The organism is Amycolatopsis ruanii (assembly GCF_003385175.1).
Taxonomy (GTDB): domain Bacteria; phylum Actinomycetota; class Actinomycetes; order Mycobacteriales; family Pseudonocardiaceae; genus Amycolatopsis_E; species Amycolatopsis_E thermalba.
Genome location: NZ_PQHY01000039.1, coordinates 15,471 through 33,402, shown reverse-complemented (window position 1 = coordinate 33,402; position 17,932 = coordinate 15,471). Strand labels below are relative to the sequence as shown.

Here is a 17,932-nt window from a genome sequence, read left to right as displayed (position 1 = left end):
AGGGTTACCGCACCGCGACGCGGTACTCGCCGCCGGGCACGGTCAGCAGCACGTACCCGCCGGACTCGGTCGCGCCCAAGGCCGTGCCGCGGCCGTCCCGCCATACCGTGCGGCCGTTGACCGACACGTCCGCCCCGCGGGTCACCGGCACCGCGATCACGCCGCTGGTGCCCGCCGGCGTGCGCGCGGTCAAGGCGAACCGGCCCGCCTTCTGCTCGGAGCTCCAGCTGACCTCGATGTCACCGAACGCGGTCGGCACGCTGCCGGCGCTCCACTTCAGCTCGGCCGGACGCGGCTGGATCCGCCAGCTCTGGTAGCCGGGCCCGACCGGTGCCACGCCGAGGACCTGCTCGGTCAGCTGCACGGTCGGCGAGGCGGCCCAGCCGTGGGCGAGGCTGGCTGTGGCGCGGTTGACCCCGCCGTCGCTGTTCTTGAACTCCCAGAACGCCCCGGTGTAGAGCAGGTTCGCCGGATCGACCATCGGCCCCCAGGTGCGGCGCATCAACTCCAGCGCTCCCCCGGTGTCACCGACCGCGAAGCGGCCCGCGGTCTCCATGCCGTTGGCGAACGGTTCGATCGTGTGCCCGGTCGGGTCCTTCAGGCCCGGCCCCATGATCGCGCCGTAGGGAGTCCACAGTGTCCTGATCGCGGCCAGCACCCGCCCTTCCTGACCGGCCGGCACGAACCCGTACTGCAGCGCCAGCGCGTTGGCGTCGCCGACGAGCACGCCGGGGTTGGTGCTGCTCTGCGGGTACGCGCCGAGCTGCGGGTTCCACAGCTTCGTCATCACGGCGGTCTTGATGGCGTCCGCCGTGGCGTCGTAGCCCTCGGCGGCCGAGGCCGACCCCACGGCACGCTCCAGCCACGCCATCTCCCGCAGCAGGATGTAGTAGTCGATGCTGTACTTGGTCACTTCGCCGGTCTGGGTGGCCTGCCAGTAATCGCGGTCGTTGGACACCACGAGGTTGTCGGCGGTGCGGAAGCTGTCGTTGTAAGCCAGTTCCCGCCGCAGCGCCGGCAGGACGCTGGTGATGTAGGCCTTGTCGCCGGTGTAGCGGTAGTAGTCGATGAACGCCCGCGCACCGTAGCCCGAGTAGTTGTTGGAGTAGAACAGCGGCGAGCCCTCGGGCGAGGTGCGCTTGGCGAAGTCCGGCGAGCCGGGGAACGCCCCGTCCGCGCGCTGCTTGGCCAGCAGCACGTCCAGCGACGAGCGCAGGTAGTCCGCCCCGACGTCGCCGAGGGTGCTGATCGCCGTCGGCCCCTGCACCAGCAGGTCACCGGTCCAGATGCTGCGGTCGCGCTTGGCGCCGTCGTAGATCCGGGCGTCGGCCAGCCCGTTGAGCCCGGGCGCCTTGAGGTTCATCTGCAGCGTGTACGCGCCGGAGTACCACATCCGGTTGAGCTGGTCGTCGCTGGAGAGGAACCAGCCCCGGTAGTCGGCGGGGGTGGCGCGGTAGGCCTGGAAGTCGACCCCGGCCGAGGACAACGACACGCTGCCCGGCGAGCTCACGGTGACCAGCGCGAACCGGAACCCGCCGTGGAAGCCGCCGTTGAGACGGCCTGGCCCGGTCGGCTGCAGGGTGTCCGGACCACCGACACCGGCCAGGCCCCGCGACTCGTCCGAGCTCGGCGCCCCGGGCGAAGTCGTCACCGGGGTGCCCGCCGCCAGGTCGCGGGGCAGGCCGGAATCCAGGTCGACGGTCTTGGCGGCGGGGTCGAAACCGGTGATCGTCCGCGTGACGGCGTCCGCGCCGGTGCCGAAGGTGATGGTGTTCCCGGCCTCCAGGTTGGCGGCCGAGGCCAGCGGCACCCGGGTCGTTCCCGCCGGGACGGCCGCCGCGACCGTGGTCGACGCGGGTGTCCGGATGTACTGGCGCGCCTCGGACGTCACGATCGTGATCGTGGGGCTGCCGGTGACAGCGGTGATGTCGAGATTGGGCACGCCGCCGACCTCGCGACCGAAGTCGAGCAGGACCGACGCCGGGGTGCCCTCGGCCGCGGTGGTCAGGGTCGTCGCGGGCCCGTGCCCCGAGACCAGGGTCCGGGGGTGGCGCACGTCCCCACGCTCTTGGGCGGCGACCGGACGCACCTGCGGGGACGACGGCCCCAGGACGTATTGCTGCCACTTGGCGGACGCCGACTGGAAGACTGTGTCCGGCACCGGAGCACCGGCAGCGGGCACGGTGGCGGTGACCATGGTCGCGACCGTCAGCACGCCAACGGCCACACTTCGCGCGGATCTAGGAGTAAATCGTTTCAACTCCGACCTACCTCTCTCCCTCGAGCGGATGTTCGTTTCGGAGTACCGGGAAGGTACGGGGCCGCCCCCGCCACGGTGCAAGGATTTGTCCGGAACCGGACATGCGGAACGCCTGGATGGCGCAGCACTACCATGGGCTGATCGACACCGTGCCGACATCGACCGAGGAGGACAGGCTGAACAGGGTGACCATCCGCGAGGTCGCCGAACTGGCCGGCGTGTCCCCCGCGTCCGTGTCGAACTTCTTCCACAAGCCACGCAAGCTCTCCGAAGCCACCCGCGAGCGCATCCAGCAGGCCGTCGACAGGCTCGGGTTCGTGCCCAACGACGTGGCCCGCACACTGCGGATGGGCGTCAGCCCGGTGATCGGGTACATCGCCTTCGAACTGGCGGGAGCGACCACCCCGGAGATCGCCGCGGCGATCGAGCAGCGGGTCTCGGCGCGGGGAATGTACCTGTTGATGGCCAACGACACCGGCTCCCAGCAGCGCGAACGCGCCTACCTGCAGCTGTTCGCCAAACAGCAGGTCAGCGGCGTGATCATCGCTCCGGTCGGCGACGTGGAGGACGAACTCGCGCAGATGCGCGCGCACGGAATCGCCAGCGTGCTCAGCGCCCGCCGTGCGGTGTCGCCGGAACAGGCGTCGGTGTCGATCGACCACGTGGAGGGCGGCCGCCTCGCCATGCGCCACCTCCTCGACCGGGGGCACCGGCGGATCGGCTTCGTCGCCTCGTCGCTCGAACTGCGCCAGGTGGCCGACCGGCTCAACGGCGCCCTGTCGGTGGTCGGGTCCGTCCCCGGCGCGACGCTGGAGATCATCCCGGTGCCCGAACGCTCGGTGGACGCCGGAATCGCGTGCGCGAACGACATCGCCGACCGCTCACCGGAGCACCGGCCGGACGCGTTGTTCTGCGTCAACGACCTGCTGGCGATCGGGGTCGTCCAGGCCTTCGTTGCCGGCCGGCGGGTGAGCGTGCCGGGCGACATCGCGGTCATGGGCTACGACGACATCGAGTTCGCGAAGTCGACGATCGTTCCGCTGAGCACGATCCGCACGCCGCACGTCGAGCTCGGCCGCGCGGTCGCGGACCTGCTGTTCGAGGAAATGACGGTCCTCGAAGCCGGCACCGACCCGGAGCACCGGCGGCAGATCGACTTCTCCCCCAAGCTGGTGGTCCGCGCCTCCACGGGCGGCGACTGACCCTCCCGCTCAGCGGCCACGCCGCCGGGCGGCGGTTGCGCCGAGTGTTGAATCGTTTTACTCTCACCGGCACCAACCTCGTTACCTCCTCTAGCAAGACTCGCAATAACCATAGGTAAATCGTTTTACCTCTCTTCGACGATGAAGGAGAACCCCATGCCCGACCCGACATCGGCGCGCCTGGACCGCAGGCACTGGCTGCTCGCGGTGGCCGCCGGAATGGCGTCCCTGCTCGACTCCGGCGCGATCATCTCTGTCGGCCTCGGGCTGGCGCTCTGGAAGAAGGCGTTCGACCTGGACGTGTGGACCGTGGGCGTGCTCGGGTCCGCGCTCACGCTGTTCATCGCCGTCGGCGCGCTCACTGGCGGCCGCCTGGCGGATCTGGTCGGCCGCGGCCGGATGTTCTCGATGACGATCCTGCTCTACGCCGCGGCCGCGGTCGCGGTGGCCGTCGCGCCCAACGCCACCGTGCTCGTCGCCGGCGTGATCGTCATCGGTGTGGCGGCGGGGGCGGACCTGCCGACCTCGATCGCGGTGCTGTCCGAGCGGGCGCCGCAGGGCGCTCAGGGCCGTCTTGTCGCGTTCACCCACGTCATGTGGACGGTCGGCGTCGTGCTCGCGACCGCGCTGGGCTTCGCGGTGTCCGGGCTCGGGCTGACCGGCATCCGCTTGATCTTCGGACTGCTGGCCGTGCTCGCGGTCGCGACGTTCGCGTTCCGCGCGTTCTACCCGCCCTTCCGCGACCTGGAGGCCGACGCCGAAGCCCGGCACGCCGCGGCCGGCGTCGATGCCGCGAAAGCGTTGCCCCTCAAGGAACTCGTCCGAGAGCGCTCCTACCTCGGCATGATCGCGCTCACCGCGCTGTTCTACCTGTTCTTCACGCTGGTGGCCAACACGTTCGGCTCGTTCAAGACCTACTTCCTGGTCACCGTCGGCGGCACCACCCAGGCCGTCGCCACCGCCGTCTCCTTCGGCACCACGCTCATCGGCCTCGTCGGCACCGTGGTGTTCACCCGGATCGCGGACACCCGCTGGCGCAGCAGGTTCTTCGCCGCGGGCGTGGTCATCTTCGCGTCCTGCCAGCTGCTCATCGCCGTCACCGGCGGTGTCGTGCTGCCCGCGATGATCGCGGCCCTGGTGCTCTACAACATCGGGTTCCCGTTCGTCGGCGAGGCGCTGTACAAGATCTGGACCCAGGAATCGTTCCCGGTCAACGCCCGCGCCACGGTGCAGGGCGCGACCATGGCGGTGGCCCGGTTCGTCGCCGCGGCCTTCGCCCTGGTCACGCCGGCGCTGATCGCCTGGAGCCCCTCGGGTTTGTATTACCTGCTGACGTTCTTCGCGCTGGTGTCCGGCTTCATCGGGGCAGTGATCATCCGGCGGGTTCGCGGCTCAGGCGTGATCGAACCGGCGCCGCTCGCCGACGAGGTCCGCTCATGACGGTCGCGAACCCGCCCCGCATAGGCCTGACCAGTGAGCCCTTCGCCCCGGACCCCTGTCCCCCGCTGTCGTGGACGACGACCACCACGGCCGGCGACTGGGTCCAGGCCGGGGCGGACCTCGAACTCACCACGGACGGCACCCGGCACACCGCGTACGTGGAAGGCGACGCGTCCGTGCTCGTGCCGTGGCCGTTCGCGCCGCTGGTCCCCCGGCAGACGGCCCACCTCCGGGTCCGGGTCCACGGCACGGACGGCTCGCGCTCGAAATGGAGCGAGCCGACCACGGTGACCGCCGGATTCCTCGCTCCTGGCGAATGGGAAGCGAGGTTCATCGGCTCTGGTGCGGAACATCCGCACCTGCTGCGCGGAACGTTCCGCCTTCGGGAAGGCGTGCGGCGGGCGCTGTTGTACGCCACGGCGTTCGGCGTCTACGACGCGCGGCTCAACGGCCAACGGGTGGACGACGCGGAACTGAAACCGGGCTGGACCAGCTACCAGTGGCGCCTCACCTACGACGTCAGCGACGTGACCGCCCACCTGCGGCCTGGTGTGAACGAGCTCGGCATCGAGCTGGCCGGCGGCTGGTACACCGAGCGGTTCGGCTTCCGCGACGCCGCGAGCCGGTTCTACCAAGGACCGCCCGCCGCCGCAGCGCAGCTGGTGATCGAGTACACCGACGGCACGACGGACACGGTGACCACCGGCGAGCACTGGCGCTGGGCGCGTGGCCCGGTCGTCTCCGCGAGCCTGTACCAGGGCGAAACCTACGACGCACGACGGAAACCGGATTCGTGGCGCCCGGTCGCGCTGATCGACGTCCCGGACGTGACACCCGAACCCCGGTGCGCACCGCCGGTCCGGGTGATCGAGCACCGCGCCGTCGAGCAGGTCCGCACCACACCGTCCGGCAAGACGATCGTCGACTTCGGACAGAACCTGGTCGGCCGGGTGCGGATCACCGTGTCGGGGCCGGCCGGACACACCGTCACGCTCCGGCACGCCGAAGTGCTCGAACACGGCGAACTGGGCACCCGCCCGCTGCGCAACGCCGCCGCGACCGACCACTACACGCTGCGCGGCGACGAGGTGGAGACCTGGGAACCGAAGTGGACGTTCCACGGGTTCCGGTACGTCGAAATCGGCAACTGGCCGGGCGAGTTCGACCCGTCCGCGGTCACGGCGTCGGTAATGCACACCGACATGCGGCGTACCGGCTGGTTCACCACGAACCACCCGCTGGTGCAGCGGTTCCACGACAACGTCGTCTGGGGCATGCGGGGCAACTTCGTGTCCATCCCCACCGACTGCCCCCAGCGCGACGAACGCCTCGGCTGGACCGGCGACATCCAGGTCTTCGCTCCCACCGCGTCATTCCTCTACGACTGCGACGCCTTCCTCCGATCGTGGCTACGGGATGTCGTCGCCGAGCAGCGCGCCGCGGACGGTGTCGTGCCCATGGTCGTGCCGGCGGTGATCCCCCAGGTCCCCGGCCTGTCCGAACCGGTCGCCGCGTGGGGCGACGCGATCACCGTGGTACCGACGGTGCTGCACGAACGCTTCGGCGACCGGGAGCCACTGGAGTCGTGCTTCACCGCCATGGCCGCCTGGGTCGACACGGTGAGCGACCGCTGCGCCGGTGCGCTGCTGTGGGAGCGCGGTATCCAGTTCGGGGACTGGCTCGACCCCGATGCTCCGCCCGACCTACCCGGGCAGGCGAAGACCGACGCCGGGATCGTCGCCACCGCCTACTACTTCCGCTCCGCCGACCTGACGGCACGCGCCGCCGTGCTCCTGGGCCGCGACGACGACGCCCACCGCTACGGCGACCTGGCGCGGCGAATCGCCGCCGCCTTCCGCGACGCCTACGTCACGCCCAGCGGCCGAATGATGTCCGACGCGCCGACCGCCTACGCCCTGACGATCGTGTTCGGCCTAGTCACCGACGAGCGCCGGGCAGCACTGGGCAGGCGGCTGCGCGAACTGGTCCGCGCGTTCGGCTACCACATCTCGACAGGCTTCGTGGGCACCCCGATCATCTGCGACGCGCTCACCGCCACCGGGCACGCCGACGCGGCCTCGCGCCTGCTCACCACGACCGAATGCCCGTCGTGGCTCTACCCGGTGACCATGGGCGCCACCACGATCTGGGAACGCTGGGACTCGATGCTCGAAGACGGCTCCATCAATCCCGGCCAGATGACCTCGTTCAACCACTACGCCCTCGGCGCGGTGGCGGACTGGCTGCACCAGCACGTCGCCGGCCTCGCCCCGGCCGAGCCCGCCTACCGGCGCATCCGAGTGGCACCGGTGCTGCTGGACACCCTCGACGACGCCGCCGCCTGGCACGACACGCCGTACGGCCGGGCGTCCGCCGGCTGGCGGCGAGAGGGAGACCTGGTGCGGTTCCACGTCGAGGCACCGCCCAACACCCGCGCCGAGGTGCTCCTGCCCTCCGGGGTGAAGTATGAGGTGGGCAGTGGGATCCACGAGTGGGCTGAACCCCACCTTCGCGCGACATCGGCACGTGACGACCTGAGCCTGGACAGCGATCTGACCACGGTGATCGACGATCCCAGCGCCTACCAGGCCGTCCTCGGCGCGATCCGCGACCTCGATCCCGACCGCGCGGCCACCTTCCGCCGCACCACGAGGTGGACGCCCGGCCGCTCCCTGCGCGACCCGCTCAACAAAGCCCCGCTGGATATCCTCGACGCGGTCGACAAGGCGCTCCGCGGCCTGCCCACCACCTCAGCGGTCCCGGAGCGTGCAGAAGATCTGGCGCCGCCCGATGAGGACGACGCCCGCACGTGACCCTTCCCAGCGTCCCCAGTCCTCCGCAAGCGACCGAACTGGACGAAGAAGCCGAGTACGCCGGCGTGTCAACCCGGCGCCCCCGTGATTCGCGAGGTGCGGACGCGTGTCTGCAGGTGGTACCTGCTTCCGCCCTGCCGCTCCAAGCGCCTTCCAGCCGCCCGGGTAGATCGCGGCGACGACGCGGCCGCCCGTTCGTACCACCGGCGGGCACTGGCGAGCGCGATCTCGGCCATGTATTTCGCAAGCGCCAGACCGCGGTCGGCAGTTCCATTGCGTTGAAGCCCCGGGCGGAACTGGGAAATCCAGGCGCACCTGTGCCGGTCCAACCCGCCGACGTAGGGACCGAGGTTTCCGCCAGGATCAGGTGCCTTACGAACGCTGCGGCAAAGACCTCTCACCTGATCATTCTCACGGCCCCGCACCACCGGTAGCCCTTGCACCGGGTCACGAATGAAGGTCCCCTTCGACGGCACTGTGACGACGAGTCCCTCGTCTCGTAGGAGCTGAGTCGCGTGGCGAAGGGTGCCGAGCGCGACGCCAAGTTCTGCCGCCAAGCGCCGTTCGGCCGGTAGCGGTGTGTTCGGCGGGAGTTCACCGGATTCGATGCGGGCCTTGAACTGCTCGAAAACCGTCCGATAGAGATATTGCGGAGTTCGACGATCTTCCGTCATCGCCGACTCCGGTGCACGCGTACCCAGCCGTTTTCTTCGTTGAGCGCAACCTTCACGCGCTCGGGCATCGCGTGGCGAGGGCGATGCTGCGGCCGAACGCTTCTCGCCGAGGAAGGCACGCCACGGCAAATACGAGAAATCCACCGCCACATCATTCTTCCCTCCAGGTTTGGTGCGGTGCTACACACCAAACGACGGTGCAATGCGCGAACAGGGTCTGTTCAGGGTCTGGTTGACACCTCACCTGTGAGGTTCCGGCCTCGCCTGGAAGGATGTCATCGTGCCCAAGCCCTATCCCCGCGAGTTCCGTGACGACGTGGTCGCCGTGGCCCGTCGCGGCGAGACCCCGTTGAAGCAGGTCGCGAAGGATTTCGGGATCTCCGAGTCCTGCCTGGCCAACTGGCTGCGCGCCGCCGACGTCGAGGACGGCACCCGGCCCGGCGTAACCCGCGAGGAGTCCGCTGAGCTGCGCGAACTGCGTAAACGCAACCGGCTGCTGGAGCAGGAGAACGAGGTGCTGCGCAAGGCGGCTGCCTATCTGGCGCAGGGCAATCTGCCGGGAAAATAGCCTTCCCGCTCGTCCGTGAACTGGCCGCGGCCGGCGCCCCTGTGCGAGTGCCGGTCGCGGTGACGTGCAGGGTGCTGGGTATCTCCCGGCAGGCCTACTACCAGTGGCTTCGCGATCCGGTCTCGCAGCGGGACTGGGATGACGCCCATTTGATCAATGCCGCCCTCGACATTCATGCCGATGACCCGGCCGACGGGTACCGGTTCATCGCCGACGAACTCGCCCAGCGCGGGTTCACCGCCTCGGAGAACCGGGTGTGGCGGATCTGCTCGATGCAACAGATCTTCTCGCTGCACGCCAGGAAGAAGGGCCCTCTGCCGCAAGGCCGGGCCGCCGGTGCACGACGACCTGGTGCGCCGCAGCTTCACCGCCGACGCGCCGAATGTGCTGTGGCTGACCGACATCACCGAACATGCCACCAGGGAGGGAAAACTGTATCTGTGTGCGATCAAGGACTGCTACTCCAACAAAATCGTCGGATACTCCATAGACACGCACATGCGGGCCTCACTCGCCGTCAGCGCGCTGCGCAACGCGATCGCGCTACGCTACCCGGCCGGCACCGTGGTCCACTCCGACCGAGGGGCCCAGTTCCGCTCCGCCGCCTACCGGCGAATGCTCCGCAGTCACGGGCTGGCCGGATCGATGGGCCGTGTCGGCGCCTGTGGTGACAACGCCGCGATGGAATCATTCTTTTCGTTGCTGCAGAAGAATGTCCTCGACACTTGCCGGTGGCGCACCCGCGACGAACTGCGGCTGGCGATCGTGTCCTGGATCGAGACGAAGTACCACCGCAAACGCCGCCAACGCGCCCTGGGCAAGCTCACCCCAGTCGAGTTTGAGACCATCTACACGCCCGCAACAGCGGCCTGAAAACAGTCAGCCCCGGTGTCAACCGAAGTCTGGGCAGACCCGGGCTCCGCATCGCCGCTTCAACCTGGGCACGGCGTGCGCTGTTGACCAAGTGCGAACTGGAACCTACTGCATGAGGCATCCGGTGGAACTGCTCGTGCAACCGTCAGAAAATGTCAGCCCCTTCGGGCAGACTACGCGCATGGAAGGAAGCGACGTCGGGTTCGTGTATGTCTTGACCAATCCCGCGATGCCTGGGTTGGTCAAGATCGGTTTCACCACTGATCTGCCAGAGGACCGCGCCGCGGCTTTGTCACGCCATCCTGGCGTGCCGCTGTCCTTCACCGTCGAGTTCCGAGCGCTCACCACACGATGGCGGGCTCTCGAAAAGCTCGTCCACAGATACCTTGCTGACGCACGCGTCAACCCGAAGCGAGAATTCTTCCGTGTCCCCGTCGACCGGGCGATCGAGACTGTCCGGGAATGCGTCCTCGACATCGACGGCATCGATGCATGGGGCACGGGCGCCTCAAGCCGCCCGCACCTGATCGGCGACCCCCAGCGCATCAGCCTTGCCTTGGAAGCTGGAGACATCTTCGTCTTGTTGTCTCACTCGGGCCTATCGTCGTCGCACGGCTTCGGGTGGCAGCCAGTCGATGTGTGGCAAGCGCACGCGAACGGAGACCAATTGGAGATCATTCCTGCCGCGCGCGAGGGCGAGACCGCCGGGTTCAGCATCGGAGACGAGCTTGGCGCTCAGGACCCCGTCCCCCATCTGGACCGCGAGCGGAAGGTCAGCAACGGGCTACTGCTCGGCAGAGAGCGGCTCACTCCAGGCGACCGGGTGCTATGGCTGTCGGATTCCGGCAATGTGGTCGAGAAGTGCAAGAGCGTCCTGTTTGAGGCATTGGCCTATTGTCAGGTCGTTTACCGGAGCTGGACCCCTCAGCTGACGACGGACGGGCACCCTCTGCTTCTCAACATCCTCACGCGAGAACCGAGCCCGGCGATGGTCGCCGCATCACAACACGCGATCGCGCTTCCAGCCCCACGGGCATGGGCCCCACGGCCGACAGCCCAATCAGCTCCGATGGACCCAATCACGCCCGAGCGCTGGTTGCCCCAATTACGCCCACGCGCTCAACGGAAGAAGAAGTCTCAGCATCGTTCGACCCGCAACACACGACACGGCGCGTGAAAGCGGAACTCTCACGCCCGCGCTACCAACGCCGATCCACTGAGCGGGCGCCGAACGGGCTCCACACCCGACGTCACCCACGCGCACAGGCGCGTGCGCATTGCCAAGGCTGCCCTGCGACCTGACCTCCCGTGCACCGCATGCCGGTCGGCCACGTGGAGCCGCGCTTCCTGCCCCCAGCTGGTCAAGCGGCTTCCCTACGCGACGATGCCATCGTCGACGCCTACTACGTCATGCTCGGCGCCGCCCTGCTCGAGCTGCAGATCTCGGCGAGGTAGAGGGCAGGAGCATAGCCAGCCCAGAATGGATGGCAGCGACACACATTCAGCAGGTTCTCCTGAATCTGCGCACCGGTCCGGCGCAGAACCTCTTGTTCGCCTACACTTGCTGGCGGGCCACGCCTGCCTTCGTGCACTGCTGACGACTATCGGGGTGCACGGCCTCGCCGACGTGCCCGCGGTGCTCGCCGTGCTCGCGTCCGTCGCGGTGATCGTCCGGCTGCTCGCCGTCGCCGTGCGGCACGTGTGGCAGACCCGCCGGCACCACACGCGGCCACCTCGCTCGTCCCCTGCGCACCGCCGATCCCACGCCGTTCTGCCGTCCCGACCTGGCCCAGCCGGCGCGGTGAGACGGTTGCTCCCAGGTGAGGGAGGCCGGCCTCAGACGGTTTCCCGTACTTCTCCGACGGGTTGGGTGCCGCCTTGATCGTGGTCAGCACTCTCAAGTCGACGGCGCGAGCGCCGGCGGGTTTCTGCGCTGATTCCCCCGGCTGACCGCCGCGCCAAGCCGAACGCCGGCCCGGTCCCGCCGGGGACGCGGACGAGCCCGTGGCTCAGTAGCTGAACGTGGTGGCCGGCTCGTCACCGATCCAGTTCCACATCGGGACCGTGCCGTTGAGCTCGGCGCCGCCGATCAACGTGTCGGGGTCCAGCTGCTTGGCGTTGAAGCAGATCGGGCAGACGAAGTACCGCCCGCCCGCGGTCTCGTACCGCTTGACCAGGTCGGCCAGCGGTGGGCAGCCGTCGCAGGCCACGCCGGTCGCGGTTTTCGGCACGGCGAGCCGGACCGCCTCCTTCGCCAGGAACATGAGCGTCTCGCGGCCGGTCTCGGCAGCGCCGACGGCGACCAGGAACGCGACGGTGACCTTTTCCGGATCTTCCAGTCCGGTGCTCAGGCTGATGACGGCTTTGCTGGGCATGGCCCCTCCTCGGAGTCGGATGAGGGCACGGTAGGAGGGGGCCGGCGCCGTGTCGTCGGGTGTTCTCCCTACAAATCGAGCGGGTCGAGCAAGCCGTTGCGCAGCGCGAACAGGGTCGCCGTCGCCCGCGAGGACGCCCCGGTCTTGGCGTAGATCCGCTCGATGTGGGTGCCCGCCGTCTTGCGGGAGATCCCCAGGCGCGCGGCCACGTCGCCGGTGGCGGCACCCCGCGCGATCAGGACGAGCACCTCCACCTCGCGCGGTGTCAGGCCCGCGGGCCCGGGGCGGCGGGCCTGACGCCCTTCGACACCCGCCGCGGTCAGCACGGCGTGGGCGGCGTCGGTGTCGAGACGTCCGGCCCGGACCTCGCTGCGGAGCACGCCGGCAGCCGCCTTCGCCGGGAGGGCCGGACGGTGCGCGCGCGGCTCGAGCATGGCCCGGTACGCGCAGGCCGCGGCCAGGATCCGCCCGGTCATCGGCACCGCGGCACCGCCGATTCCGCGGTGGTACCCGCTGCCGTCGTGGCGCTCGTGCGCGAGCGCCGCGACCGCGCCGATCCTGCCCAGCTTCGCGGGCCGGGCCAGCACGCGTTCGGTGTAGTACGCGCTGAGCCGGATCCGTTCCCACTCGGTGACCGACAGCGGCCCCGGCTTGCCGAGAACGGTCACCGGCACGCCGTGCAGACCGATGTCGTGGACGAGACCGGCCCGGTGCAGGACCGTCAGGTCCCGCGGCGGCAGCCCCATCACGCCGGCCACCCGGCCGGCCAGTTCGCCGACCCCGCGGGAATGGCCGGCTCGCCAGCCGCTGCGCAGATCGGTGAAGTCGGCCAGCCCCTCCAGCGCGGCGTCGAGTTCCCGTTCGGACAACCGGCGGCACAGCGCCGGCTCCGCCGCGAGCACCCGCGGCACGTCCACGGTGTCGCCGAGCCCGTCCAGCAGTTCGCCGGCGTGCGCGCAGAACGCGTCGACGACGGCCGGCGCGAACTGACCACCCCGGCGCGCCCGGGCCACGCCGACCGCGGCGTCCACGCCGCCATGCCGGTGGTGCACCTCGGCCACGTCGGCCAACTGGAACAGCTGCACCAGCGGGGACACGTCGGTGGCACCCACACCAGCCGGGACGCCGCGACCGTCCCACCGGGTGAAGAACTGGCGCAGGGCGGTGCCCACCTCGTGACCGAGGCCGAGCCGTTCCGCGAGCACCGCCGTGGTCAGACAGTGCGACTGGATCCCCCGCGCCACCCGGTTGCCGTTGGTGAGCATCAGCGTGGCGACGGCCCGGATCCGGCGTGGCGTGGCCTGGCCGGCGGCGGCGTGGCGGGCGAAGAACGCGGCCCCGGACAGCCCGGCGAGGTCGGCGTCGTAACTCCCGGCCCGGAAAGCGATGTCGTCACCGAAGGACGCCGCGACCTCCGGTGCGTCGGCGACGCAGCCCACCCACGACAGCATGGCGACGTAGAACAGCTCGTCGCGCCGCTCCCCCGCGACGCCGAGGCGGTCGGCCAGCCCCGTGGCGAGGCGCCACGCGCGCAGCAGGTGCTCCATGGGCTGCCCCAGGCCCAGGTCGGTCGCGAGCGAGAACGCCGCCAGCAACTCGGCCAGCGTGATCCCCGAATCGCGATCACGCTCCTCCATGTATGCAGGATAGAGCGCTGCCCGCCGGTTCGGGCTCAGCTCCGTCGCACGGTGCTCGGCTGCGAGGGCGCGGCCTGCGCCGCCGCGTGGGTGGTCAGCGTTCGGCGGCACACCTTGCCCGTGGGGGTCATCGGCAGTTCCGGGAGCACCAGCAGCGCTTCGGGTAGTTTGCGGCTCTCCAGGCCGTGCCGTTGCCGCAGGTAGCCGCTCAGCTCGGCCAGGTCCGGCGCCCGCGCGCCGGGCCTCGGGGTGATGCACGCGCACAGGCGCTCGCCGAGGTCGTCGTCCGGGATGGGGACGCATGCCGCCTCGGCGACGGCCGGGTGCGCGGCCACCAGCTCTTCGACCTCCACCGGGCTGATCTTGTACCCGCCCCGGTTGACCACCCGCCGCAGGCGGCCGAGCACCGTGAGCCTGCCCTGCTCGTCGAGCACCCCGCGGTCGCCGGTGCGTACCCAGCCGCCGGGGCGGCGGTACCGGGCGTCGAGGTCCGGAGCGGCCACGTAGCACAGCGGGGTCATCGGCCCGAGCGCCCAGATCTCCCCCGCCTCACCGGCCGGCCGCGTGGTCCCGTCCGGCCCGGCGATCCGGATGGCGCACACCGCCGGATCGGGCCGGTTGCCGGCGGCCGAATGGCAGTTCACCCCGTCGGAGGACCCGTAGACGGTGATCACCGGGCACCCGAACCGGTCCCGGCAGGCGCGGGCGACCGGCTCCGGCAGCACGTCACCACTGGCGACCAGCGCACGCAGCCCACTCATCGCGGTGGCGGCCGGGTGCGCCGCCAGACGCCGCAGCATGGTGGGCACGCCGAACACGTGCGTCGGCCGGTGCTCGGCCATCATCCGCAGCGCCTGGCCCGCGTCGAACCGCGGCTGCACCAGCAGGGTGCCGCCCAGGGCGGCCACCGTCACCGGAACGCCGGCCGAGCCGAACGACGACGCCAGCGGCGCGAGCACGAAGTTGCGCACCGGTTCCGGCCCGGCGGCCAGCGCGCGCACGTACCGGGCCCGGCCGCCGGCGATCGCGTCGTGCGAGTAGGCGACCATCTTGGGCTCGGCCTCCGACCCCGACGAGACCATGATCCGCGCCGGCCACGCGGCATCCACGGCGGCGGGTTCGCCCCGCCCCGGCGTGGCCGCGCGCAGCTCGGTCATGGTCAGCAGCACCGGCCCCGCCGGCCCGGCGACCGCGGCGTCACCGATCAGGCCCGCGGCACGGCTGCGGCCGAGCAGGCTGCGCAGCGTCCGGGCCGACCGGTCCGGGACGGGCAGGGCGACCGCGCCGATCGTCAGCACGGCCAGCTCGGCCACCACGGCGTCCACCCCGCCCGGCAGCGCGATCCCCACCACGTCCCGCTCGCCGAGCCCCGCGGCCCGCAGGCCGGCCGACACGACGCGCACGTCAGCGGCCAGCTCCGCGTACGTCACCGTCCCCGCGGGGTCGATCACCGCGGCCTGGTCCGGGTGGGCCTGCGCCCGTTCCCGGAACAGGGTGGCGAGGTCGCGGCCGGGGCACCAGCCGCGATCACGCCACTCCCGCCGCAGCGCCGCCGGCACGTGGTCGGTCAGGACGAGACCGGACCGCGAGACCCACCTCACCAGAACTCCCACGGCGGGCGCACCGACACCATCCGCCCGCCCGCCGCGTCCCCGGTGATCTCCAGCGCCTGCTCGAACCGCCAGTCGGCCGCGAGCTGCCGCAGGTCGGTGCACACCGGCACCGCGGGCAGCCCGGCCTCGGCGAGCTGCCGCAGGACCTCCGCGGTGGAGCGCTGCCGCGCCCCACGGAGCACCGCCTGCCCCGCACCCAGCGCGGGCCGCGCGACGCGGGACAGCATCAGGTACCCGTCGGCCGTCCGCAGTGGACGGTCCAGGTCGGTCCACACCGGACGGACCGGGGACCGGGGCAGGGCGGCCGTGGCCGACAGCAGCGAGCTGTCCGTCCGGCTGCCGATCCCGGTCCGGATCCGGGTGTGCAGCGCGCCGAGCACGCCCAGCGCGCACACCAGCCCGCCGAGGAGGTCGGCGAGGGTGAGCAACGTGGGCGCCGGTGGCTCGCCCTGGGGGCGGATCGCGGCCGCCAGCCCGGACTGGGCCTGCACCACGTAGTCGGTGGCGATCTTCGGGCCCGCGCCGGGCTCCGGTCCCCACCCGCCGGCCGCGGCGTACACCAGCCCCGGGCGCACGCGGTTCAGGTCCGCGGCGTCGAGGCCGAGCGCCTGGGCCTTGCCCGGCGCCCAGTTGTGCAGGAACACGTCGGCGCCCGCGACGAGTTCGCACAGCCGCGCGCGGCCCGCCGCGGTCGTGAAGTCCGCCTCGGCCACCCGCTTGCCGTCGTTGATCGCGCGGAAGCGGGCGGAGCAGTCGCCGGCGAGCGGTGGCGGCCAGCGCAACGGGTCACCGCCCGGGGGTTCCACGCGCACCACGTCCGCGCCGAGCATCCGCAGCAGGTGCCCGGCCAGCGGCCCCTGCACGCGGCGGGCCGACTCCACGACCACGATGCCCTCCAGGGGCAGCTCCCGGGGCCGGTGGTAGCTCTGGCGGGAGGTTCCGGCCAGCGGCTCGAAGCGCCACGGCGCGGACTCCGGCGCCAGGCCGGGCGTTTCCCGGACCCGCATCACGACCACACCGCTGGCGGTGCCCGCGGCGAGCACCCGGGCGAACGGCCGGCCGGTGGCGATCTCGTGCAGCTCCGGGGGCAGCGGGCAGGTCGCGGTGCCGAAGCGCAGCTGGAACGGCGGCCAGCCGTGCCGGATCGCCTCCGGTCCGGCGCCGAGGAGGTGCCAGAAGCGCTGCCACGGCTCGGCGTCGAGGGTTTCGATCTCGAACCGCACCCCGTCGGCGGACACGAACGGCGGGGGCAGGCCCGGTCCGGGGACGGGGACGGCGTCCGCGGCGTTGTCGGCGGCCAGGTACTGGGCGGCGAGCAGCAGGGCCGCCTGGCTCGCCGAGGTGCGCACCGCGGTGAGCGGGAGCCCGCGTGCCCGCGCGATGAGCGCGGCGACCACGCCGTGCGCGGCGAGGATCCCGGCGACCGACGCGGCGACGTCCATCGCCAGCGGAACCGGGTGCCCGTCGCGCCTGCCGTGGATGTGCATCAGCCCGCACGCCGCCTGGACCCCGGCCTCGTCCACGAGGGGCAGGCGGACCGGCCCGGCCCACGTGACGTCCGCGGTCACCCCGGTGGGGGCGCAGCCGAGCTGCCGCAGCAGCCGCAGCAGGACGGCCGTGGCGGCGGGCGGAGCGGGCGACGTGGCACGCGTGACGGTCACGACGCCCGCCTGCCGTGGACCGAGTACATCACCGGCGACACCGCGCGGAACCCGGGATCGGTCATCACCCGCCGCACGTCCGCGAGGTGTTCCCCGGTCAGCCCGGCGGCGGCCAGCCGCTCGTGGAGGTGGTGGCTGGTGTGCAGGAGCAGCCGCAGGCCCGGCGATCCGGCGTGCCACACCGTCACCTCGGCGTGCACGTCGATCCCGGTGAGCCCGGCCGCGCGCATCTCCTCGGCGACCTGGGCGCCGTAGCCGGGCTCGGCGCCGGCCGCGCGCATCACGGTGGCGACTGCGGCGCGGAACTCCTCGTAGCGTCGCCGGGCCGCCGGGCCGGGCGCGAGCAGGCAGGGCCCGTAGCCGGTGTCGAACTCGTCGATCTGCAGCCACCCGCCCGGCCGCAGCGCCCGGGCCAGCTTGCCCAGCACCGCGGCGCGCCGTGGCAGGTGCCGCAGGACGAGCCGCGCGTGCACGAGGTCGAACGCGGCCTCCGGCAGCGGGTCGGTGACGACGTCGTGCCGCTGGACGACCAGGTTCGCGGCGGTGCCGACGTGCCCCGGGTCGAGGTCGGTGGCGACGACGCCACCGGACGGGGCGACCCGCGCGGCCAGCCAGCGGGAGACGCTGCCGCCGCCCGCGCCCACGTCGAGGCACCGCCAGCCGGGGCCGGCACCGGTGGCCGCGAGCCGCCGGGTGGTCAGCGGGTCGTAGGCGGCGGCCAGCCACTGGTGCTGCCGGGCGCGCGGATCGTCGGTCCCGGTGGCCCCGGCGCCGGCGAAGACGTAGCCGGCCGGGGTGTCGGCGCGCGTGCTCATC

12 protein-coding genes and 1 pseudogene are annotated in these 17,932 nt (G+C 71.4%); 6 read left to right on the top strand and 7 right to left on the bottom strand.

The genetic code is table 11. The features are described from left to right. Positions 1-4 precede the first annotated feature (4 nt). Positions 5-2,215 (bottom strand): alpha-L-rhamnosidase C-terminal domain-containing protein, encoded by a 2,211-nt coding sequence (locus tag D0D28_RS20885; protein WP_240323286.1) that lies wholly within the window; start codon positions 2,213-2,215, stop codon positions 5-7. Between the two features lie 146 nt (positions 2,216-2,361). Here D0D28_RS20885 and D0D28_RS20880 point away from each other — a divergent pair, with 146 nt between their 5' ends. The 3 genes from D0D28_RS20880 (at position 2,362) to D0D28_RS20870 (ending at position 7,715) form a co-directional block, all read left to right on the top strand. Then, complete coding sequence (locus tag D0D28_RS20880; protein WP_198958228.1) at positions 2,362-3,462, top strand: LacI family DNA-binding transcriptional regulator; 1,101 nt, start codon at positions 2,362-2,364, stop codon at positions 3,460-3,462. Positions 3,463-3,618: 156 nt separating this feature from the next. Beyond that, on the top strand, positions 3,619-4,902 hold the full coding sequence (locus tag D0D28_RS20875; RefSeq protein WP_094005512.1) for an MFS transporter: 1,284 nt from the start codon (positions 3,619-3,621) through the stop codon (positions 4,900-4,902). Next, positions 4,899-7,715 (top strand): alpha-L-rhamnosidase, encoded by a 2,817-nt coding sequence (locus tag D0D28_RS20870; RefSeq protein WP_116111696.1) that lies wholly within the window; start codon positions 4,899-4,901, stop codon positions 7,713-7,715. The genes D0D28_RS20875 and D0D28_RS20870 overlap by 4 nt, the downstream gene beginning before the upstream one ends. Positions 7,716-7,783: 68 nt before the next feature. Here the strand turns inward: D0D28_RS20870 and D0D28_RS37495 are convergent, their stop codons facing one another. Next, entirely contained in the window at positions 7,784-8,389 is a 606-nt protein-coding gene (locus D0D28_RS37495) for a GntR family transcriptional regulator (protein WP_116111695.1), read from the bottom strand. A gap of 280 nt (positions 8,390-8,669) precedes the next feature. Here D0D28_RS37495 and D0D28_RS20860 point away from each other — a divergent pair. From D0D28_RS20860 to D0D28_RS35735, 3 genes and pseudogenes are all read left to right on the top strand, one after another. Then, a pseudogene (locus tag D0D28_RS20860) lies at positions 8,670-9,830 on the top strand (IS3 family transposase). 124 nt (positions 9,831-9,954) lie between these two features. Beyond that, positions 9,955-11,007, top strand: coding sequence for a GIY-YIG nuclease family protein (locus D0D28_RS20855; RefSeq protein ID WP_162831136.1), 1,053 nt, complete (start codon positions 9,955-9,957; stop codon positions 11,005-11,007). 140 nt (positions 11,008-11,147) lie between these two features. Further along, on the top strand, positions 11,148-11,285 hold the full coding sequence (locus tag D0D28_RS35735) for a hypothetical protein (protein ID WP_158224426.1): 138 nt from the start codon (positions 11,148-11,150) through the stop codon (positions 11,283-11,285). Positions 11,286-11,839: 554 nt separating this feature from the next. Here D0D28_RS35735 and D0D28_RS20850 read toward each other — a convergent pair. The 5 genes from D0D28_RS20850 to D0D28_RS20830 form a co-directional block, all read right to left on the bottom strand. Further along, positions 11,840-12,205: a DsrE family protein gene (locus D0D28_RS20850; protein WP_094005498.1), complete on the bottom strand. Its 366-nt coding sequence runs from the start codon at positions 12,203-12,205 to the stop codon at positions 11,840-11,842. Positions 12,206-12,273: 68 nt separating this feature from the next. Continuing rightward, positions 12,274-13,842 carry an HD domain-containing phosphohydrolase gene (locus D0D28_RS20845; protein WP_205413320.1) on the bottom strand — a complete coding sequence of 523 codons (1,569 nt, stop codon included), beginning with the start codon at positions 13,840-13,842 and terminating at the stop codon, positions 12,274-12,276. A 35-nt stretch (positions 13,843-13,877) separates the two neighbouring features. Then, a complete protein-coding gene (locus D0D28_RS20840; RefSeq protein WP_205413319.1) occupies positions 13,878-15,443 on the bottom strand; it encodes a class I adenylate-forming enzyme family protein in 1,566 nt (521 codons plus the stop codon). Further along, positions 15,440-17,116, bottom strand: a complete 1,677-nt coding sequence (locus tag D0D28_RS20835; RefSeq protein ID WP_240323285.1) for a CoA transferase — start codon at positions 17,114-17,116, stop codon at positions 15,440-15,442. Before D0D28_RS20835 ends, D0D28_RS20840 begins: the two co-directional genes overlap by 4 nt. After that, positions 17,113-17,931, bottom strand: a complete 819-nt coding sequence (locus D0D28_RS20830; protein ID WP_116111693.1) for a class I SAM-dependent methyltransferase — start codon at positions 17,929-17,931, stop codon at positions 17,113-17,115. The genes D0D28_RS20835 and D0D28_RS20830 overlap by 4 nt, the downstream gene beginning before the upstream one ends. Position 17,932: the final 1 nt, after the last annotated feature.